We start from the raw sequence: 21,973 nt of genomic DNA, 5'->3' as shown, positions 1-21,973 counted from the left end.
TCCCCGTCCTGCTTCATACTCCTTCAGAATGGCTAATTTCTCTTCCCCGCAGTACTCATTTATTTGAGACATGAAAAAACTCCCCTTGATAAACAGGTTTTTATTATTTCACCTGTCTACCTAAAGGGGAGCATATCATTACAGGGCGGCTTTTAAGTCCAGAAACAAAGTCGAATTAATGACCAGATTTTGATCAGGACGAGTTCGCCCTAGAATGTTCCACCCCTCCTGACTCAACTGCGATTCATCAATCGCTTCGTACATCATTTGCCTCATTCCCTCCGCTGTGCGAACAGCTACTAGAGAATCCGGGGACGTATGACGGATTTGTTCAAGCACCGCTTGCTTATTCCTCACTAGACTAGCAACAAAGATCCGGCTATAAGAACGATAATCGAAATCTGATCCATTACCCAACACGACAGTCACCTTATCCCCCAAGCCCATGTGCTCTAGCAAAGTGCTGGATGCCTCATAGGCCACCGCATCCATTTYCACGCAGATAACCTCCACATCACCGAATAAGTGCAAAATAATTGGACTTAGCGGCAACGGCCCGCTGCCAACAAAAACAATCGGAGACTTCTCTGTCTGACTATCCTGCGGGGTGAACTGACGAAGCGTGGACAGCTCCTGACTAACCAAGGCCATGTATACATTCCAATTAGGCAGCCTCGTCACGATATCCAAGACAGTGCCCTCCAAACTGGAAATGTCGCGAGAATCGCTCAGCTCTACTAAAAACTCGGCTTCCGACAACTTATCCTGCAGTTTTCGTTGGTTCATTCGAACGTATTCGTTGCTTAGAACGGCTTGTACCTCTTCCGGAAAATAAGGGTATCGCAACTGAAGCGAGAGCTGGCTAATCAGATTCGTAACCAATTGATTAGCAGGCGACAGATCGGTTTCCTCTTGTAGAAGTTCATTCGCTTCACGTATAAAGGCAATAAAGCTGTTAATCATTTGCACCCTTGGCTCCGTGGTTATATGTATAAAAGAACCGTTAGAATAAACGTTCATTTTGCCCGCTTCCTCCTTATATCTGCATCCGAATTCCTACAACAAAATATATTCATTGGGTTCAGGATATAGAAGGATCGTAAAAAGCGCCGCCCCAAACTGGGACAGCGCTCTTGGTAAAGTTAGTTGCTTGTATAAATCAAGCTACCATTTTTCCCCGACCGTTTAACCTTATACATGGCTTCATCCGCGTTTTTTATTAGCTTCGTAACGTCCGTCGTATCTCTAGGATATACGCTGACCCCTACTGAAAACGAGATCGGAATTGCCGTCGACTCATGAATGAACGCGTTTTTGGATAATAGCCCCAGCCGGCTGTTGATCAGCTCGTCAACATCGCTTTCTTGGGAACATGGAACGATCAGAACGAACTCATCTCCTCCGATCCGGCCTATTAGATCGCTAGGCTTTGCACCCAATTTAATGGTATCGGCTATATGCTTAAGATACAGATCGCCTACATAATGGCCGTACGTATCGTTAACCTGCTTGAAATTATCCAAATCAATTAATGCAAGAGCAAACCAATCGTTGCCTGCTATCTTTAGCTCCAATTGCTCCCGAATAGCAGTCCGATTATAAAGATCGGTCAACGAATCGTGATACGCGAGATGCTTATAACCTCTTTCGGATTCCAATAATCTGCGTTCCGTATCCTTTAAGGAGGTTACGTCAGTAAGATGCATCACGAATAGTTGCTCGTTGCCGCCGTCGATTAACTCAAGGCCCATCATTAAATCCATATGTCCCTGATTAGGATTAGGATTGTTCATCCGAATCTCCATGTAGGCTGCCTTTTCTTTTCCTTGAGCATTTAGTGCCAACAATTCGTTAAAATCTAGCCCGCCATTATATTCAAAATGGCTCGTAATCTGCTGAACGGGAATTCCTTCGAACCATTGATTGGCTCGTGGGTTCATTTCTATAATGGATCCCTTCCGATCCAATAAAAAAATGGCCGTCGGCGCGGACTTGAAGAGAATATGAAACAGCTTGCGGTAATCCGGCATGATGTTATGTTTTCCGATCAAATGACGAAGAACGACAGACCAGAGCAAATAACCGATGAAATAAAAAATCATTGCGTTGCGGGACGTGAAGATCTCCGATTGCAGGAGAAGCGTGACGATGACAAACCAAGCAAACAGCGAAAATAAACTAAGCAGCAGAGACTGCGAAATTATTTTTAGTTTCGCTTCCCTCGCACGATATCGGCATACGGCCAAAATAAGGACTGAAATCAGAATATACCCCGCGACAAAAATAAGGGTAAGGAGCATAAACAACGGATCAAGCGGACTCCGTCCATCTGTAACGGCCGCATTATACAGCTCCCGATGATCCTTCATTATTAAGAAAACAGCCCATAATAGAAATGGAGCCGAATAGATCAACGGCAGCCATCGTTTCAAAGAAGCTGTTATAGAGCTTCCAATAAGTATACTAAGATGGACTAAGAAACAAATGACAAACAAAAGCATCGGGGCGTTCCCATAAAGAACAATCTGCATTTGATATTCGGTCAGCAAAGACGTTTTCACATATTCGCCTAGGAAATAAAACAAAAAAGCAAACATAAGAAAAGCCGCTATTCGGTTCAACATACTCCTTCTGTTACGATGAATAAGCGTAATGGCCATATAAAAGAAAAAATAGGTAGGGAGCAAAATGGTTAAAAAGTCCATGAATTGTGCGCTCATCGTTAAGTGTCCTATCGTTGTCTATAGTCTAACCACAATTATAACTGGTTTTCACCTGACAAAAAACGATTAAAATGTTGGCACAGGTTGCTTTCAGTCACATCTTGACCATCTATGGGATACCTTATAGGATGAAAATCAATACATTCACACCTACCCGGGAGGGATCGATGATGAAGCTGGATTTGGGCTGCGGCACGAACAAGCACCCTGATTTTTACGGAATTGACCGCTATCCGCTGGATGGCGTGGATTTAGTATGGGATATGAACAACGGCATTCCTCTTCCCGATGATTCGGTAGAATGGGTTATGGCAGGCCGCAGTCTACCCTATGTACAAGATTTATTTGCAGTGTTATCCGAAATCTATCGCATTTCCATTCATAAATCGATCGTTTGCATACTGGCTCCCTATGCCCACAGCTTCAAGAACGTGACCAACCCCATGCTCCGGCATCGTTTCGACGAACACACCCCGCGTTATTTCACTAAACATTTTTATCAGCCGCCGCACGGACCCGAGTCTCCGGCCGTCCCGCATTATCTCGACCTAGGCGATCTTCCATTCGATTTCCGCTTGATTCGGATGGAATGCTTTTACAACGATATCTTTCTTTCGCCTATTTATGAATCCGAAGAACTGGACGAACTTGGGCGGCTTCAGAACAATATCGTGGATGAAATCATGTATCATTTTGTCGTTGTAAAGGAGAACATCTCCCCATTCGAGCTTGACCAATTGTCACGCCAATCCCATATGGAACCCTCCTGCGTACAATCACTGCGCAAAATCGAAGAACCACCGGAATTAATGGAAGAACTAGAGCCGCACCTTCCAAAAGAGAGTGAAATCGTACCGCCAACGCCCCCGAAACGTTCCTTGGCGCAAAGACGCCACCACAAAAAGGCTCCGCGAATTTCAAACAGCCCCAAGAAACGATTCCGCTATTTTCGATAAATTAATTGCCTCGTCCCCATATGGACAGACAAAATCAAAAGTTTAGGCTCATACTAATGAGTTGGTAGAAACTTTTATGGAGTTGTCTTTCGGAAAGGGAGGTGAATCAACATTCCACTCATCGTGCGGGCAACTGTTAATGCAACAGGCGCCATTACCTTTACGGGAAACACTTTGGGTCTCAGTCGTTCCGAGGTGTCCGGCGTTCCCGGAACTTCCGATAGCATCGGCGCATTCGTTACAACCAACACCGCTTTGCGATACGGCACCTATCCTTTTGGCACCACGGATAACTATTTGCTCAACAGCTCATCGGCCGTCCTGAATCTTCCCGCGGGCAGCTCCGTGCTTTACGCAGAGCTAATCTGGGGCGGCACTTACGTTAATGGCACCACCAATCTGACGGCAGCCATTAATAATCCGGTATCCTTCGCGACACCCGCCGGTACCTCCAATGTATCGCCGGACTCCGCTACGAGCAACATCTTTGACCTGGGCGGAGGAGCCCTTGGTTATGTTCGAACGGCAAATGTGACGTCGCTAGTTCAGCAAGGCGGCGCAGGAACTTATACAACAGGTCGGGTTGTCGGCACATTAGTTATCAGCAATGATCCGACCGCCAACAATGCCGGATGGACGCTCGGCGTCATTTATCAGAATGCCTCGCTTCCATTCCGCAATATGTCTCTGCGGGCAGGAGCGGTTCTTGTTCAGAGCACCTCGTCGGCTGTTACGACTACGCTTACCGGTTTTTCGACGCCTGTATCCGGTGTGCTCGGAGGGCGTGCCTTGTTCAGCGCCCAAGAGGGAGATGCCAACCGTACCGGCGATCAAGCGCTCTTCGGCCCTACAACTGCGGCCTTGGTCGCTTTGTCGGGTACGAACAATTTCGCCAACAACTTCTTTGCCTCCCAGATTAACAACGATTCAGGAGCGGTAAATACATCAGGCACCTTCGGAAGCCGCAACCAGACCAACGGCGCTCCCGGAAGTAATATTGTGGGGGGAAGACAAGGCTGGGATATTACCAATGTGGATGTATCAGCCCGATTGGTCAATAATCAGACATCTGCCGTACTTCAATTAACAACCTCGGGCGATGCCTATGTACTGAACGCCAATGCCTTGCAGATCGATATTAACGCACCTAGAGTCGGCGTGACCAAATCCGCTAATGTAGCCGGCTCACTGACCGGGGATACGATCCGATATACGGTTACCGTCACCAATACAGGAACGGCCAATGCGACCGACATGATCGTAACTGACAGCCTTCCGGCCGGATTAACCTTCGTTGCGGGAAGTGTCACGGTCGCAGGCGTACCGCGACCGACGGGCGATATTATAGCCGGCGTTCCGGTTGGCACGCTGGCGCCCGGTGCGTCCATTGCCGTGGCTTACATTACGCGAGTAACGTCCATGCCCGGCACGCAACAGCTCGTCAACACAGCCAATGCCTCCTTCAACTTCCAAAGCGTTGCCGGCGGCCCGATCACCCCTGCCGTGATTCCGTCCAACGGAGTAACCGTGCCGGTGTATTCGCCGATTCTGGCCATGAACAAAACGGCAAGCACGGCTAATGCGACTGTAGGAAGCACGGTCACCTACACCATTGTTGTCGCCAACTCCGGCAATATTGCCGGCACGACGACCGTAACGGACCCGATTCCCGCTGGCACTTCATTCGTGCCGAACAGCGTGACCGTGAACGGCGTGACGGTGCCGGGAGCCAATATTGCTACCGGCGTTTCGGCAGGGTCCATTCCGGCGGGCGGCTCGGCTACCGTTACCTTTCAGGTATTGGTTCAAAGTCTGCCTTCTCCCCCGCAGCTGGTGAACCAAGCTAAGGCCGCGTATACGTTCACCGTTCCCGACGGCCGAACCTCATCCGGCTCGGCAGCATCGAACACCGTGACCTTGCCTGTTGCCCTTCCGAATGTAACTGTCGTCAAAAGCGCCAGCGTACCGGACGCTTCTGTTGGAGAAGCTTACACCTATACCGCCGTGATCGCCAACAACGGGACCGCTGCCGTCACGAATATGACTCTGACCGATGCCATGCCGAGCGGGGCTGGTCTTGTATCGGGCAGCGTAACCCTGAATGGAACGCCTCAGCCGTCAGCCAATCCCGCAAGCGGCATTGCCATCGGCACCTTGTCTGCGGGCAGTTCTGCAACCATCTCGTTCCAAGTAACGTCTTCATCGCTCCCCACGCCCGCGCAATTTGTCAACCGAGCTTCCGTGGCGTACAGCTCCGGAACGTTCAGCGGCGTATCGTTGTCCAATACCGTCACCGTCCCTGTCTATCAGCCGATTATCGCTACAGTGAAATCGGTTAACCAAAGCGTCGCCACCGTCGGAGATACATTGACCTATACGGTATTCGTCTCGAATACCGGCAATTTGGCCGCCCAAGCAACTTTAACGGATACACTTCCGGCAGGTACCTCCTTTGTACCCGGAAGCGTGACGGTCAACACGGTCTCCATCCCGGGCGCTTCGCCGATTGTCGGCATATCTCTCGGCTCCATTGCGCCAGGAAGCTCTGTTCCTGTCACGTTTCAATTCGTCCTGAACACGCTGCCCTCACCGCCGCGGCTCGCGAATCAAGCAACGACGGCGTATTCGTATCAACTGCCGAGCGGGCGCCCATTTACAGGCTTTACGTCGTCTTCCAATGTGGTCGACATTCCGGCTACCTCGCCTAATCTGACCGTCACCAAAGCAGTTAACAGCACGATTGCTACGATTAACGACATTTTGACATATTCGATCGCCGTCACCAACAACGGCGTTGCAGCCGTTACGAATGCCGTATTCTCGGATACCCTTCCAGCCGATACGGTTTTTGTAACCGGCAGTACCGTCGTGAACGGCATACCCTTGCCAAACGCCGACCCTAGCGGAGGCATCTCGCTTGGAACCATTACCGCAGGGGCAACCGTGCCGATTACCTTCAACGTCCGTGTAGCGGCCGTTGCGCCGACCATTCCGGCACAATTAAGTAATCGGGCCAATGTGAGCTTTACTTCGGGAAGTTTTACCGGCTCCTCCTCTTCAGCAGTGATCACAACGGCCGCCTACTTACCTGTCATTGACATTATCAAGAGCAGCAGCGTCAGCACATTGACCGTAGGCGATACCTTATCGTATTCACTGACTGTCAGTAATACCGGCAATTACCCGGCTGAAGTTCGATTGGAGGATATTTTACCGCCTGAGGTTGTTTTCGTGCCGAATAGCGTCATTATTAACGGCTTCCCGAATCCAGGCGTCGATCCGACTACAGGCATCCCGCTGGACACGGTATCCGCAGGCGAAATCAATGTCGTAAGCTTCTCTGTTACGGTCGTATCCCTGCCAAATCCACAGCAGCTCTCTAACCAATCCAATGCTTTATACAGCTATACTTTGCCAGACGGAAGAATGTTTGAGAGCAGTACCGCTTCATACACAGTCGTCGTCTCTGTATCCGCACCCAATGTCTCCACAATCAAAAGCAGCAACAGCAGCTTATCCGTGGCCAGTGGAGATACGGTCAAGTATACCGTATTGGTCACAAACAACGGGGCGGCTCCGATCAATAACGCGGTCGTCAGCGACATGATGCCGCAGGGCACCAGCTTTATTACCGGAAGCGTGTTTGTAAACGGTGATTCCGTGCCGCTTGCAAATCCAGCTATCGGCATTCCAATCGGTACATTAGCCCCCAGCGCTTCTGCTACCGTAACTTTCGAGGTGATGGTCAACATGCCCACTCCATCCGTAATTTCGAACCAATCTACGGTCAGCTTTACTTCGGGCGCTTTCTCGTCGGCGTCCCAATCCAACAACGTGAATATTCCCGTTACGCAGCCTGTCATTACGCTGGTGAAGTCTTCGGATACGACCAACGCTTCAGTTGGAAGCTCGGTTACATATTCCGTAGCTGTATCCAACACAGGCAATCTGGCCGCACAGGTTATATTGACCGATGCCATTCCCGCCGGCACAACGTTTATTCCGAACAGCGTGGTCGTTGGAGGCTTGCCTGTAGCCGGTGCCGATCCGGCTACGGGTATTCCGGTTGGGTCCGTGGCTGCAGGGGCAACCGTGCTCGTAACCTTCAGTGTGCTGGTCGCTTCTCTGCCGAGTCCTCAGCAGCTTGTCAACCAGGCCACGGCAGACTATACCTTTGTACCGCCGGATGGACGTACGCTGTCAGGCATTGCTCAGTCCAATATACTGACTATTTCCGTGTCCGCTCCCAATATTTCAATTGTTAAGAGCTCTACGAGGACCAATACGACATTCGGAGATATCGTTCCCTATTCCGTTAGCGTCACCAATACAGGCATTGCGGCAATAACTAACACGATATTTACCGACCCAATAGCTCCCGGCTCGTCCTTCGTGCCTGGATCGGTTACGATCAACGGCGTGCCTAACATTACCGCAATACCGGCCGCCGGCATTTCGCTAGGTCCGATCGCGCCCGGAGCAGTGATCACGGTCGCCTTCAATGTCCTGGTGGAATCCCTTCCTCCTTCCGGCTCTCTCATCAACCAATCGTCTGCAACCTTTACTTCCGGTGCTTTCTCGGGGACAGCCTTCTCCAACACCAACGTCACACCGGTTAACCAACCGATTGTGACAGCTTTGAAATCAGCGGCGGTCACGGCCGCAACGGTAGGGGATACGCTGAATTACACCATTGCCGTTACGAATTCCGGTAACTACGCCGCTACGGCAACAGTAACAGACACCATTCCGACGGGAACCTCTTTCATTCCGAATAGCGTTATCGTGAATGGCGTGCCTCATGCCGCAGAATCGCCCGTAACGGGAATCGCTGTCGGCTCCGTTGCACTGGGAGCAACCATTCAGGTTACCTTCTCCGTCTTGATCGAGTTCCTGCCTACGCCGCAGCAGCTTCTCAATCAGGCCTCGGTCAGCTTCGCGTACACGCTGCCTGACGGACGTCCGTTCAACGGCTCGATTACGTCCAATACAGTTACGGTAGGCGTAACCGCACCGAACGTTTCTGTAGTCAAGACAACGCTCACTACCGCCTCCACCGTCGGGGACACTATCGCGTACAACATTAATGTAACGAATAACGGAATTGCGGCAATCAGCAATACACTGTTAACCGATCCGCTTCCTGCAGGCACTGCTCTAGTTCCGGGCAGCGTGACCGTCAACGGCGTAACTCAGCCATCTGCAAATCCGGCAGCAGGCATACAACTCGGCGATATAGCGGCGGGAGCCTCCGTCCCGGTCACCTTCAGCGTCACGGTTACTTCGATTCCGAATCCGGCTGTCGTCAATAACCAGTCGTTCGTCAGCTTTACTTCCGGCGCCCTCTCGGCAACGGCATTCTCGGAGATTATAGCTACACCCGTGTTCCAGCCATCTCTGACCGTCAACAAAACAGTCAGCAGCACGAACGCCACTGTCGGAGATACCATTGTGTACTCGTCAACGATTACGAACGGCGGAAATATCGGAGCAACGACTACGCTAACCGATCCGATTCCGGCCGGAACCACTTTGGTACCGAACAGCGTACTGTTGAACGGAGCCAGCTTGCCCGGCGCAGACCCTGCCGCAGGCGTACCGCTTGGCGTGGTTGCGCCTGGAAGCCCCGTTACGTTAATGTTCTCTGTCATCATCACATCTTTGCCGCCAACCCAGCAGTTGGTGAATCAGTCTATGGCGGGCTTCAGCTACACGTTGCCGGATGGACGCGTCTTTACGGGATCGGCCCAGTCGAACACAGTCACCTCGACCGTTTCTTCGCCAAATGTGACTACGGTCAAGAGCACAACCTTTACAGCAACAACGATAGGCGACATTGTTCCTTTCTCCGTTACCGTAACCAACGCCGGAATTCAAAACGTTACAGACGCTACTCTGTTTGACCCAATCCCTGCCAATACGGCGTTTGTTCCAGGCAGTGTCAGCGTAGACGGCGTCCCGCGTTCCGGCAGCAATCCGGCATCCGGTATCCAGCTTGGAACGATTGCGCCTGGCGGCAGCGTTGTGGTCAACTTCAACATCACCGTCACGTCCTTGCCGACTTCCGGCTCCTTCAGCAACCAGGCTACCGTCAGCTTCACGTCCGGCGCGTTCTCGGGAACATCTCTGTCCAACACGGTTACGCTGCCTGTAGCGCAGGCGATTATCGGCGTTGTCAAGAGCTCCAGTGTACCTGTCGCAACAGTTGGCGATACAGTCGTCTACTACTTGAACGTCACCAATACCGGAAATACGACAGCTACGGTTACGCTCACGGATCCGGTTCCAGCTGGAGCGGAGTTTGTCCCCAACAGCGTCATTATCAACGGCGTGCCTCAGCCAGGCGTTGATCCCGACATGGGCATCGTAGTCGGTACCGTTGCGTCTGGAGGAACGATTACGGTTACGGTTTCCCTTCAAGTAACCATCGAGACGCTGCCGTCTCCGCAGCAGCTGGTCAACTCGGCCGTGGCTAACTTCTCCTTCTTGCTACCCGACGGAAGAACGGGCATCGGCTCGGCGCAATCCAATATCGTTGTCATTCCGGTATCCTCTCCGGATGTCAGCGTGGTCAAGAGTACGCTCGCTGTTGACGCTGTTTCCGGAGATGAGATTACTTACTCGATTCTTGTTACGAATAACGGCATTTCCACCGTCAACAATGTCGTAGTCATTGACCCGATTCCGGTCGGCAGCACCTTTGTCGCTGGCAGCGTCACCGTGGATACCGTATCGGTACCGACGGCGAATCCTTCGGTCGGCATCGCCGTAGGCTCCATATTAGCAGGAGCCACATCAACCGTAACCTTCCGGGTGCTTGTGTCATGACACCCGATATGGCCAAGGAAGAAATTCTGCTGAACCAATCGCGGATTCTTTATAACGCAGGCGGTACTGCATTCGTTACGTATTCCAACACGGTGAGCACGCCTATCGTTGGCCCTGTCATCACCTTGGTCAAAAGCTCGGAATCGACTCAAGCCTTTCCCGGCTTGCCGGTCATATTCGCCGTCAACATTACTAATACGGGTAACCGGGAAGCGGATATCACCCTCTATGACCTGCTGCAGGAAGGAACGGAATTTGTCCCCAACAGCGTACACCGGGATGGCGCGCCTCTTCCGGGCGCCAATCCCGTGACCGGACTGTATCTAGGCAGAATCGGACTGAATCAAGCCGTGAGAATTACTTTCCAACTTATGACCTCCATGCAGATTACGAGCGAGAAGCTTGGTAACCAAGTGCGGGCAGATTATACGTTCCTCGCGGCTGGAGGGAGGTTGGTCGAGGACAGCGTTTTTTCCAATACCGTCACGCTTCCGGTCATCCGAATGAATAAACCGGATGTAACGATTACCCTTACGGTGAACAAAACCCTCGCAAGTCCGGGGGAAACCCTTCGGTATACCGCACGTGTATCGAACAATGGGGACGTCGCCGCCGACGTGATTCTGTTCGCCGTCATACCGGGCGGCACGCTCTTCGTTCGTAACAGCATTACCTTGAACGGCGTTATGCAAAGCGGGGAATTGGTGACGACAGGTATCGCGCTAGGATCGGTTGCCCCTAGAAAGCAGTCTGTCGTCACCTTCGAGGTGATGATTACAGGCAGCAATATTGTGTCGCCGGCTCAAGTTTTAGTTAACCAAGCCAGTACGGAAGGTACTTATAGAAGTACAGGCGGAACCGTTGCACGACTGGATCCTTCGTTTTCCGGAACGGTTTCTACAGAGGTCTGTTATCCGCACTTTCAGCTTGAAGTAACGACGAATCCTCTCGTCGTAGAACCAGAGGCGGTTGTCGATTATGACGTCGTGCTGACGAATACCGGGAATTGGGCAGCGGATGTTACTCTGAATCGCCTTACGATCAGGCAAACCTCCCTGATACGCGGATCGATCCGCATAAATGGGGTACCTGCCGCAGATCCGGATGCCTCCAGCTCCATTAATTTGGGGTATGTATCACCGGGAAGAGCCGTTCAAATCAGTTATCAGATTTATGTGAGCCCGCTCGTAACGAACCATGTCCTGCGAGGGATTGTCACAGCTCACTATTCGTATGAGCTGAACGAAATCTATCATCATGGAGAGGTCAACTCCAACGGTTACGTCATTTACATTGAAAACTCGGATGAATAGAAAGGTGCCCCTCGGGGCACCTTTCTTTGTTGTTTCCGGCCATGTCTTATACGATTTTTCGTACAATGCCCCTGACTCCTTACGACTTCCTTCGCACTTTATGTGGATTATCGTACAAAAACCTTATCTTATAACCGTTGCCAGCTTGTATTATACGATATTTCACACAATGCCCTACCTGAGGAACATTACCTGTCTGAATTGTACGATTTCTCGTACAATCTTCTGACTCGAGCGCTTTTTATCTATGAGAGCAATGGTCCTTCCAGCGATGTCCGACTTTGAATTAACGAACAAGAGGGTGCCCTTTGGGGACACCCTCTTGTTGTTAGATTGTACTAAATCTTGCTGACTACTTCCCTATTCTGAAGCAAGGCTACCAGGTAAGCCAATGTCAATCCTTGGCCCCAGCCTTGCACTCTCTTCTTGGAGATGACTTTATAATCCTCTGAACTATACATGACCGCCGTGCCTGCAGATACATTGCGGACCGAGCCGTCTTCATCAATGTTGGCCAAGATCCCTTTATAAGCCTTGGCCATATAGTCTTGATGAAGAGGATGCGCATAGGATACCAGCGCGGCAGCAATACCGGCGGAAGCAGACGTTTCCTCGTAGGAAGTATCATCATTCAATACCGTGCGCCACAGACCGTCCGGTGATTGCAGCCTCGCTAGAGAGCTTAATTGATCGCCAAGCGCACCGCCGATTTGCATCCACATCGGCATGAAGGGATTCAACATTTTGTAAGCTTGTGCCATCGTATAAGCGGCCCATGCATTAGCTCTGCCCCAGTAAATGCCGGACAGATGATCTTGCCTCACATTATCCCAGGCGTGATAGAATAAGTTCGTCTTCGTGTCCTGCAAATATTCTTCATGCCAGTAAAATTGATTAAGCGCATCGTCGATGTATTCCTTTTTGTCTAGTTTGAATCCAAGGCGAAGCAGGAAATAAGCTGCCATGAACAACGTGTCCGCCCACGCCTGCTCCGGAAAATCATTTTTGGACGATACCGTGTGCTGGAACACGCCATTCCCGAATCGGATCGCTTCCTTGCTTAAATATTCAGCTTTCATCAAAGCCAAATCCAGATACTTCTTGTCTCCCGTGGCTTCATGCAGGGTCAGCATCGTATGGCCCATGGCACAAGCATTAACCATCATTGGCGGCAGACCGAGCTCCAAATACTCGTCCACCCATTTGACTAGAAAATCGATGTATTCTTGATTACCCGTTACTTCCCAAGCTTTGCAAATCCCGTAATAAGCTACCCCGCAAGACCAATTCCAAGTGAAATCCATGTTCATGGTTCGGCGAACTACACGGTCAATAAGTTCTTTTACTTCCGCTTCGTTGCATTCGAATTTGCGCATATCATCTATTCCTCCCTATCCTTTCTCTTGTCAAAAGAAACGATTCTCATGCTCCAAGATTAACATGAAGATAGGAGTGATTTCTCCGCATTTATACACATCTATTCTCCAAACCCCGCAAATATTGATATAATAAAAACAGTCTAACGCCAGTGAAAGGAGCTTTCCATATGACTGTTCAATCGCTTCCCGACACGCTGCTCCTCGGCTCAATAAACGAACCCTTGTGGATCGAATTCGACCGGAGATTCGGCCATCATTCCATGACGAACACCCACTACCATAAGTCGTACGAAATTTATTATTTATACAGCGGAGAGAGGAACTTCTTTATCGGAGACTCCGTCCACCATGTTCACCCTGGCGATATGGTGCTCATCGACTCCGACGTCGTCCACAAAACGTCAGGGCTCAGCGAGCCCAATCACGTACGGGTCGTTCTTCATTTCGGCGAAGCCTTCTTTAATGGCATTTCGCAGGAGGATATAGATCTGCTTTTGGCCCCTTTCCATGATGGTCATCCGCTAATCAGACTGAACCTGCAAGAACGGATGCACGTGGAAGAGCTGCTTGGTTCTCTGTTGACCGAACTTAACGAGCAGCCTCCAGGCTATCAACTGCATATCCGGAACATGGCTATTGAACTAATGCTGTTCACCGCTCGCCATATTCGGAAGCGCAAAACATTGCCTAATATGGAGCTTACACCCGTCCAGCAGAAAGTAACGGATATTATACGTCACATTAATCTGCACTACCGGGAACCGCTCCATTTGGACGATATTGCCAACCATTTTTATATTAGCAAAGGCCACTTGTGCCGTGTCTTCAAGGAAGTCACAGGCTTTGGCTTTACCCAGTACATCAACATTACCAGGGTCAAAGAAGCCGAAAACTTGCTGCGCGAAACGAACTGGAGCATTACTCAAGTGTCGGAACACTGCGGATTCGAGAACTTCTCCCACTTCGGCAGAGTGTTCAAAAAGCTGTCTGGCCTATCTCCCCGTACGTATCGAAAAGAACGATCTCGATCGGTCTAAATATAATATGAGCTTTTTAAAAGTAATTATTTGACATCGGCACCGCCTCAATGTTATATTGTGCATACACAACATACACAATTATGGAGCGGAGGTACGATATGCTGGCCTTAGAGATCAAAGCATTAAACAAAAAGTATGAGCATTTTCAATTGAAAGACGTGTCTTTTCAACTGGAAAAAGGTTATATTATGGGCTTTATCGGAGCCAATGGCGCAGGAAAAACAACCACTATCAAATCCATCCTGAACTTGACTCGCATGGATAGCGGCGAGATTCGTATTTTGGGCAAAGATTTGATCAAACACGAAGTCGAACTAAAACAAAATATCGGCTCGGCGTTTGGGGATATCGATTTCTACACGCGCAGCAAAATCAAGACCTTAACGAACGTAATCAAAAAGTTCTATCGCAATTGGGATGATCAAGCCTATCATAATTATCTAAAAAAATTTAACTTGAATGAGAATAAAAAAATTGCCGAGCTATCCACCGGTATGAAAGTAAAATACAACTTGGCCTTAGCTTTATCGCATGGCGCAAAAATCCTTATCCTGGATGAGCCTACGAGCGGACTTGATCCGGTTGCGAGAGATAATCTGCTGGATATTTTTCAAGAGCTGGTCGAAGATGGCGAAATCACCATCCTGTTCTCCACCCATATCACTTCCGACTTGGAAAAGTGCGCGGACTATATTACTTACATCCATAACGGACAAATTATTAACAGCTCCGAGAAAGAACAATTCATCGACACCTATCGTCTGGTGAACGGGAGCAAAGAGCAATTGGATTCGATCAAGGACAAGTTGATTTCCTATAAGAAAAATTCATTCGGCTTTACTGGCTTGATCCATACGAGCGATTTCGATTCCTCTTCGGATATCAAATCAACCGCGCCCAATCTCGAAGAGATCATGATCTACTTCTCGAAAAAGGAGGATAATGATGTATAACTTACTGATGAAAGAAATGAAGTTAGGCGTAAGTCCCTTCTTTTATGTGATGCCTTTTTTGACGGGCGCCTTAATGTTTATTCCCTCATGGTTGTATTTCCTAGTCATCCTTTACTTTTGCTTCATTACGATACCGAATATGTTCGCAGGCTATAAAACGCAAAACGATCTCATATTTACGAGCATACTGCCTGTAACCAAAAATGACATGGTAAAAGCAAGGGTATCCGTTATTGTCATTATGGAATTGCTGCACCTTGTAGTGGCCATGATCTTTGGCTTCATCAGTATCCGCTTATATCCGAATTTGATCTACTATTTCTTCCAGCCCTCGTTAGGATTCTGGGGACTATGCTTCGTCATGGTTGCGATCTTCAACATCATCTTTATATCCATGTATTATAAGACAGCCTACAAATACGGCGCTGCGTCGATTGTTTCCATAACGGCTGCCATTTTGTTCGCCATAGGGGCGGAATGGCTCGGAATACAAAATTCGTTCGTGCATGATCTTTTCAAAGGAACCGGTGCCGATAATCTCGCTCTTCAATTTGGAATCCTGATCACGGGCATAGCCATATTCGCGATTTGTACGTATATCGCTTATCGTATTGCCATTAAACGGTTTGAGAAAGTGGAAATCTAATGAACATAGCTATATCGAACACCTCTGAGAAGCCTATTTATCAGCAGCTTTTTGAACAAATCAGCGCACAAATCCTGAAGGGCGAACTAGAAAACGGATATAGCTTGCCTCCCATACGCCAAGCGGCCACAGAACTTCGCGTCAGTATCATTACCGTCAAAAAAGCATGGGAGKAGCTCGAGCGGCTTGGTTTGATCTACACCGTAACCGGCAAAGGATGTTTTGTTACCGAGCTCTCCCCCGATGAAATGCTCCAAAAACGAAATGAAATGATCCTGAAGCAAATGATCATCGACACCTCGTATTACAAATCCTTCGGGCTTTCTGTAGAGGAAGTGTTTGAGCTTTTGAAGGAAATTTATTGATTATAATTTAATTGGAAAAAATCAGCAAACAAAAAAACGCATCCCTCAGGGTGCGTTTTTTCAACTAATATTACACCGTAAACTTCTCGTTATTTTGAGTAGTTAAGGAGCTCTCCTTCTGCGACACTCAAGATCGCATCCATAGATTGAATCGTCATCCTCCTCTGCCAGATATTTGTACGGATGCTGCAGATATATGTTGAATTTGCCCTTTCAAATCAAGCTAATAAGGCCGTTGCGGACAGAGACGTCTCTATCAATGGCATCCCGTTCAGTGTGAGATCATTACGGACCGAACGAACCGTAATCATCCCATTTCAACAGTAATTACGGGTTTGGCATGCTTTTAAAGCTATCTGGGTCCGTAATGACTACAAATTGTCCGATATGCACCGTTTAGAGCCCATATTGTCCGTACTTCCACAGCCTCATTATTTTACAGATCGAGACCGAGATCAAGTACGTTGTTCAGCATGTGCATGATGATCGCCACCGACTGATTGCGGGTAGCGGTACCGTTCGGTGCGAACTTACCTTCGCCGACACCGTTCACGATGCCCGCTTGGCTAAGCTGATCGATATGGTCTGCAGCCCAATGACCGCTGATATCGGAGAACTTTGATACTCCGTTAGCCTCGCTCATATTCAGCACACGAGCTAGGATTGCAGCCATCTCGGCGCGAGTGATCTCTTGGTTAGGATTGAACGCGCCATTGCCTGCACCATATACGATACCTGCGCGATGCAATGCTCTAATGGATGCATCCGCCCAGTGACCATCCGTGTCGGAGAAGGAACCGTCCTCTCCTGTCGTATCCATACCTAACGCACGAACGATCATCGAAGCGAATTCAGCTCGGGTTACATGATCCGAACCTTTGAACTCACCGTTAGGATCGCCTTCGACAATGCCAAGCTGCGAAGCATATTCGATTGCTTTTGCAGCCCAATGCGTCCCCGGTACGTCAGAGAAGTTGGCCGGCGAATTCGCTTGCAGCGCTTGCTGTACATTAGCCTTTATCTGCTCTGCGTTCGCGATGGCTTTGTTCAGTACCGGCTTCTCCGGAGTGGGCTTCTGTTCCGCGGTACCGGAATCCGTTGACGAGTCAGGAACCGTCGGAGTTTCCGGATTCGGTGTCGGATTTGGCGTCTGCTTCGTCGTCACCTTAATCTTCAGTTCCGCTGGCTCGCCTGCGCTGAACACGAAGGTCAGGACATCATCATTCGATAGCGTTGCCAAGTAGCTCTTCTTGATCGTAACCGTTTGCTTGCCGTCCAAAGTTGCAGCAGCGAGGCTGTAATCGGTGTCAGCAAGTACAGTATCACCCTTCTTGATTCCTGTGAGCGTGTTTCCTTTTAATATAACCGTAACCGTGATGTCAGCTCTAGCATTCTTATAGAACGTTGCCGTCGTTGCCGAAAGCGTAGAATTCACCGCTGGCGCATCCGTATAGTAGAGGTTGGGCGCCGGAAGCTGCATCGCCTGAACTTCGTCTCGTATGTCTTCACCCAGGTAGAAGCTCAAATGCTCCGGCTGGTTGTACATAGCGTTCTGCGAGTTCGCCGCCAAACGATACTGCGGATCATGCATCAGCGTGAAAATCACATTGTCCGTCGGAATATCCGTCGTGTAGATTCTTAAAGAATTGTTGTCGCTAGTGCGAACAAGAACCTCGTCGCGCCAGTCTCCGAGGATATCGGCGATCAGGCTTGGATTCGCCTTTGTTCCGTTGTTGGAATAGGTTCCGGTCAAAGTCTGAAGCGTTGTAAGCTCGCTGTTCCCGGTTTCAATCTCATAATTAAACTTCGTGATGGATGGCGCGCCTGTTGTGGTCGAATTATCCGGCCCGTCAAAGAACTCGCTAAGCAGGTCTCCGTCCCAATACAGGATGAAGTTAACGGGAGCCTTGTTAGCTACGCCAATGCCTCCGACATCGGTTGTAATAACCTCGCCGCTCACAACATTGTACATAGGCGTCGATATTCCCCAAACCTCGAAGCCCGGCAAAGGAGTTACATTCGCCGCAACGCCGCGCCCAACATCGCCTAGGTTTGCCGCATACGTCCACACAGGCTCCCCTGTAGAACCGCGAACCAAGGTTACATTGTTCGGAGGCCCGGCTTCATGCGGCTGGAACACATAGATCTCGTTGCTGCCCGGAACCATTGCGGCTACGTGCAGAGCGTCACCGTGACCCGCAGCTACTGTACCCCTGGTTCCGTTGGTGCTCCACAGGAGCGTTCCGTCTTGGTCGATCGTGACGCCGCCCAGCACTACCTCGGTATAACCGTCAAAATCCACATCGGCAATCTGTAAGTTATGATTGCCTTGATTACTGCCGGCGTTCCAATTCGCTAGCGTAAACGTCCAGAGTTCCACAATGTTGCCGTCTATGAACTGATAAGCAGCTGCAAAATGCGGACCGTAGTGACCTCGCACCTCGATAACCGTAGGATAAGGCTCCGCGCCATACTCGCCATTCTTCGGCATATAGGCCGCCGCTCCGTTGAAGCGATCGCTGCGGTTATTGTTGGTGTCGCCCCAGTTGGAGGTTATGTTGTACGGCGCAAAATAATCGACCGTATCACCCGGCGTGCCTGTTTCGCCGTTGAATACCGTTAAGGTTTCCGGGCCGGACGCCACTCTGCCAAGCGCCGTATTGTTGACCTGGTTATCATTTGACGGGTTTTGAAGTCCGCCTACCCATACCGCTTCAGGGTCGCCCAATACCCAAGCCGGAGTGTCAGTCAGGTCATCGATCGTACCGTCCGCTTTAGGAAGATACCCCCTGGTTCCGTCTGCTGTTTTAACCGAGAACTCGGCTTTTCCGTCCTGATCCAGATCATAGAAGTTGAACGCGCTGTGATGCGCGCTGGATACGATATTGATACCCAGGTTGATTCTCCACAGCAACTTGCCCTCAAGGGTATACAAGTCGAATATCGTCTCGCCGGTATGCCTGTTTGTAAGGCCCGGGTCTTGCGCCTGAGACGGATACCATTTTACAAGAATCTCATATTGTCCATCACCATCAACATCCGCTACGGAAGTGTCGTTGGCTGTGTAGGTAATAGGATCCGCACTGGATGTCGCGCCGTAAGCAAGCGCCGGGTTTGGACGATCCGCCGGCCTCTGCATCGGAATATCGATATGATTGTTGGCCCATGCAGTTGCAGGATTGCTTATTGCGCCGGTACTTATCGTCTCTACCTCGTAGAAATCTCCGGTTGTACCGCCTGCGTCAACATAATCCAGCACAGCAACCGGTGACGTGTTGACCTTATCGCCGTTTCTGTACACGTTAAATGTTAAGCCCTTGTTATATTCCGAAGCGAGCAATCGCCATGTTACAAGTATGCCTTCTCCGCTGTTTGCCGGAACGGCTACAACTCCTCTGTCCAGCCACTCCATTGAGTACGGCTCGGATGTCATTTTGTCTTCATAGCGGTTCTCAATGTAAAGCTTCGCTGATACTCCCATTCTGTTGACTGCTACGCCAGGTACACCCGCAAGCGTTCCTACATAGGAGAATACGCCCTGCTTATTCGGGTCATAAACCAACTCCGCGGCTGTTGCAGACCATGGGGCTTCTGTCAATTCCCAGGTTACGCCTACCGATTCGGTAGTGCCGCCCGCCACCTTAACATTAATGGTTGCCGGCAGATTAAGCCCTGCCTCATCAGCCACATCCCCGATGTAAACCGTCTTAAACCAACTCTGCCATGTATTATTGTCCGCTGCCCCTGGACGCTCCGGCAAGAAGTCATAGGGCAGCACTTCTGTTATCGTGTCCGATGAAAGAGGCTTTGTAAAGAAGTACAAGTTATCGACGCCATTATCTACAACGCCGAGGTTATTTCCTCCAGCACGCTCGCCAGTAAGAACGAACGAGCTTATCTGGCTTCCCTCAAAAGGAACCGTCAGCACCGACGGCTCCGCCGCGGCATTATCCCTCGGAACAAGGGAAACCGTAGCGATCATCGTATCAAAATCAAACTCTACGCCTACCGTATACCAAATATTAACCTCGTTATAAGTAAACGCATGGTAACGGTTGCTGCTCCAAAAATTAGCCGGGTTAGAGCCGGTTGGTCCCGGTAAAGCCCCTGCAAACGCGCCTATTGTCCTTGCGCCGTTATAGGTGCCTGTTCTTAAACTAAGCAGAACATTGGCTCCATCCTGGAAACTTAAATTAAACGTATTCTGCGCGGTGGAAACCGCTGGAACCTTCCAGTCCAAATTAGCATATACTTTGCTGCCGGCAACGGCATACGGCAAATCTCCCTTACCGCCGCGGTTGCCTGAACCGGACGCGGCAAATCCGAAATAATTATTGACTTGCGGAGCGTCTTCTCTGGCAAGCGTATGGTATGTACCGCCAGCGAATATCCATAGCGGGGTTGCAGCGTCACCGGCAAAATTGCTACCGAATTGCTGCGTGTACCCTTCCGCTAATAAGGCGGAAAAGTCCGGAGTAGGCTCCGTAATCGACGGGACATAAGTTACATTGATTTGCACGCTGTTCGTAATGGAACCGTCCATATTGGACACAGCCGTAAGAGTGGCCGCGCCTTCGCCGATCGCAGTAACGGTTACGCTGTCATCATCGTTTACAACGATAGCGGCAATGGTATCGTCGCTGATCGACCATGTAAACGTTCTGTCGGTTGCATTGATAGGCATGACAACCGCGCTGAATGTGGCTGAATGCTTGTCGGCAAGCGAACCTTCTCCATATTCCAGATTAGCGGTGGAGGTTGGGGATATGGTTATTTCGCTCGGGTTGATGGTCGGTTTTACTCCACCGGACGAAGCGGCCTTGAATTGGATATTATCAACGCGCATTCCATAGGTGCTTTCATCCCAGTCAACGCCCGTAACCGCGTTAAACCTTGCCCAGGTCTGTCCGCTTGCCCGGCTTGCGCCTATGCTCATGCTGGTCAGCTCATCGGAGCCTATTGCGATTGGCTGAGGCGTGGTGTATGCCAGTGAACCGCCGTCGGTAACGCTGATTGATGCCTCTTGTGCCAGAAGATCAACGTTTATAGTTACCGAAAGTTTGGTCAAGCGCGGCACGCCTGTTAGCGCGTTAGTGGCACTTCCTATTGCCGGAGCGTTATTGGCTGTCATATTTCCTGTGTAGTAGGATACGGTTGCCGGTGAGTTCGCATTAGTTCCGCCTCCGGCAGTTCGAAGCGTTACGACTTGATCCGCACCGTCGTTAAGGCGGACATCGAGCGAGTTCGCGCTAGGGMGGGTAATGTCAACCCACCAGTCAAAGGTGACTTCAACCTGATCTTTGCCGGTAAGGTCATATTCGCCGCTATCAAGAGGAAGAGTCCACCAATAACTAGCTTGTTTGGCCGTGCTCGAATCGGTATCGGATGGAGGTTGAACGCGAAGTACTTTGGAATCAAAATCAGCTACCGTAATTGAACCGGAGCCAGTGGCTGCCGGAGCGCCGGTTACTGTCCCTACCAGCTCGCCATCCTCAAAATCCAATACATTGCCCACTTCTATCAAAGCGGTAGATGTGGAGCCCCCGTCTTCTTCCGCGCCCAAAACCACCGCGGGCATAAGCATAAATGCCATGGAAACGACKAGCAGTACAGATATGTACTTCTTAAGCCTTCTCTTCATTTACTTCACTCCTCCTAGCCATACATAGAGTTGCAAGTCCCGCCTCACTAAGCTCATTCTCCGGTTCCCCTTCGCTAAAGCGCTTTCAATTCTCGTGCTCTCACCTCGCGTCTGTAGGGATATACTCAA

The 21,973-nt window shown here is 50.0% G+C and carries 11 protein-coding genes; 7 read left to right on the top strand and 4 right to left on the bottom strand.

Annotated features, from left to right (window positions below):
* Positions 1 to 138: 138 nt before the first annotated feature.
* Complete coding sequence (locus AC1DF0_RS26515) at positions 139 to 1,020, bottom strand: nicotianamine synthase family protein (RefSeq protein ID WP_477576279.1); 882 nt, start codon at positions 1,018 to 1,020, stop codon at positions 139 to 141.
* Positions 1,021 to 1,142: 122 nt separating this feature from the next.
* Positions 1,143 to 2,369: a GGDEF domain-containing protein gene (locus AC1DF0_RS26510; RefSeq protein ID WP_477576277.1), complete on the bottom strand. Its 1,227-nt coding sequence runs from the start codon at positions 2,367 to 2,369 to the stop codon at positions 1,143 to 1,145.
* Between the two features lie 521 nt (positions 2,370 to 2,890).
* Between AC1DF0_RS26510 and AC1DF0_RS26505 the strand changes: the two genes are divergently transcribed.
* The 3 genes from AC1DF0_RS26505 (at position 2,891) to AC1DF0_RS26495 (ending at position 11,820) form a co-directional block, all read left to right on the top strand.
* Entirely contained in the window at positions 2,891 to 3,679 is a 789-nt protein-coding gene (locus tag AC1DF0_RS26505) for a class I SAM-dependent methyltransferase (protein WP_477576276.1), read from the top strand.
* 174 nt (positions 3,680 to 3,853) lie between these two features.
* On the top strand, positions 3,854 to 10,507 hold the full coding sequence (locus tag AC1DF0_RS26500) for a DUF7507 domain-containing protein (protein ID WP_477576275.1): 6,654 nt from the start codon (positions 3,854 to 3,856) through the stop codon (positions 10,505 to 10,507).
* On the top strand, positions 10,504 to 11,820 hold the full coding sequence (locus AC1DF0_RS26495; protein WP_477576273.1) for a COG1361 family protein: 1,317 nt from the start codon (positions 10,504 to 10,506) through the stop codon (positions 11,818 to 11,820). The genes AC1DF0_RS26500 and AC1DF0_RS26495 overlap by 4 nt, the downstream gene beginning before the upstream one ends.
* A gap of 338 nt (positions 11,821 to 12,158) precedes the next feature.
* Here the strand turns inward: AC1DF0_RS26495 and AC1DF0_RS26490 are convergent, their stop codons facing one another.
* A complete protein-coding gene (locus tag AC1DF0_RS26490; RefSeq protein WP_442051675.1) occupies positions 12,159 to 13,196 on the bottom strand; it encodes a glycoside hydrolase family 88/105 protein in 1,038 nt (345 codons plus the stop codon).
* Between the two features lie 170 nt (positions 13,197 to 13,366).
* On the opposite strand from AC1DF0_RS26490, the gene AC1DF0_RS26485 reads away from it, so the two are divergent.
* The 4 genes from AC1DF0_RS26485 to AC1DF0_RS26470 all read left to right on the top strand — a co-directional run bounded on the left by AC1DF0_RS26485 (position 13,367) and on the right by AC1DF0_RS26470 (position 16,203).
* A complete protein-coding gene (locus tag AC1DF0_RS26485) occupies positions 13,367 to 14,236 on the top strand; it encodes a helix-turn-helix transcriptional regulator (protein WP_442051674.1) in 870 nt (289 codons plus the stop codon).
* 101 nt (positions 14,237 to 14,337) lie between these two features.
* Positions 14,338 to 15,192, top strand: a complete 855-nt coding sequence (locus AC1DF0_RS26480) for an ABC transporter ATP-binding protein (protein ID WP_442051673.1) — start codon at positions 14,338 to 14,340, stop codon at positions 15,190 to 15,192.
* On the top strand, positions 15,185 to 15,838 hold the full coding sequence (locus tag AC1DF0_RS26475) for an ABC-2 transporter permease (RefSeq protein ID WP_442051681.1): 654 nt from the start codon (positions 15,185 to 15,187) through the stop codon (positions 15,836 to 15,838). Before AC1DF0_RS26480 ends, AC1DF0_RS26475 begins: the two co-directional genes overlap by 8 nt.
* On the top strand, positions 15,838 to 16,203 hold the full coding sequence (locus AC1DF0_RS26470; protein ID WP_477576269.1) for a GntR family transcriptional regulator: 366 nt from the start codon (positions 15,838 to 15,840) through the stop codon (positions 16,201 to 16,203). Before AC1DF0_RS26475 ends, AC1DF0_RS26470 begins: the two co-directional genes overlap by 1 nt.
* Positions 16,204 to 16,639: 436 nt before the next feature.
* Here AC1DF0_RS26470 and AC1DF0_RS26465 read toward each other — a convergent pair whose 3' ends face one another.
* Complete coding sequence (locus AC1DF0_RS26465; protein ID WP_477576267.1) at positions 16,640 to 21,844, bottom strand: rhamnogalacturonan lyase family protein; 5,205 nt, start codon at positions 21,842 to 21,844, stop codon at positions 16,640 to 16,642.
* Positions 21,845 to 21,973: the final 129 nt, after the last annotated feature.

It is taken from the genome of Paenibacillus sp. 05T425, from assembly GCF_056396205.1.
The sequence above is the reverse complement of the archived record's forward strand: the minus strand, read 5'-3'. Positions and strand labels throughout refer to the sequence as shown.

What these genes read in the sequence shown, in the direction of transcription:
- AC1DF0_RS26510 (WP_477576277.1), bottom strand. Translation starts at nt 2,369, where the DNA reads ATGAAGGATCATCGGGAGCTGTATAATGCGGCCGTTACAGATGGACGG.
- AC1DF0_RS26505 (WP_477576276.1), top strand. Translation starts at nt 2,891, where the DNA reads ATGATGAAGCTGGATTTGGGCTGCGGCACGAACAAGCACCCTGATTTT.
- AC1DF0_RS26495 (WP_477576273.1), top strand. Translation starts at nt 10,504, where the DNA reads ATGACACCCGATATGGCCAAGGAAGAAATTCTGCTGAACCAATCGCGG.
- AC1DF0_RS26490 (WP_442051675.1), bottom strand. Translation starts at nt 13,196, where the DNA reads ATGCGCAAATTCGAATGCAACGAAGCGGAAGTAAAAGAACTTATTGAC.
- AC1DF0_RS26485 (WP_442051674.1), top strand. Translation starts at nt 13,367, where the DNA reads ATGACTGTTCAATCGCTTCCCGACACGCTGCTCCTCGGCTCAATAAAC.
- AC1DF0_RS26480 (WP_442051673.1), top strand. Translation starts at nt 14,338, where the DNA reads ATGCTGGCCTTAGAGATCAAAGCATTAAACAAAAAGTATGAGCATTTT.
- AC1DF0_RS26475 (WP_442051681.1), top strand. Translation starts at nt 15,185, where the DNA reads ATGTATAACTTACTGATGAAAGAAATGAAGTTAGGCGTAAGTCCCTTC.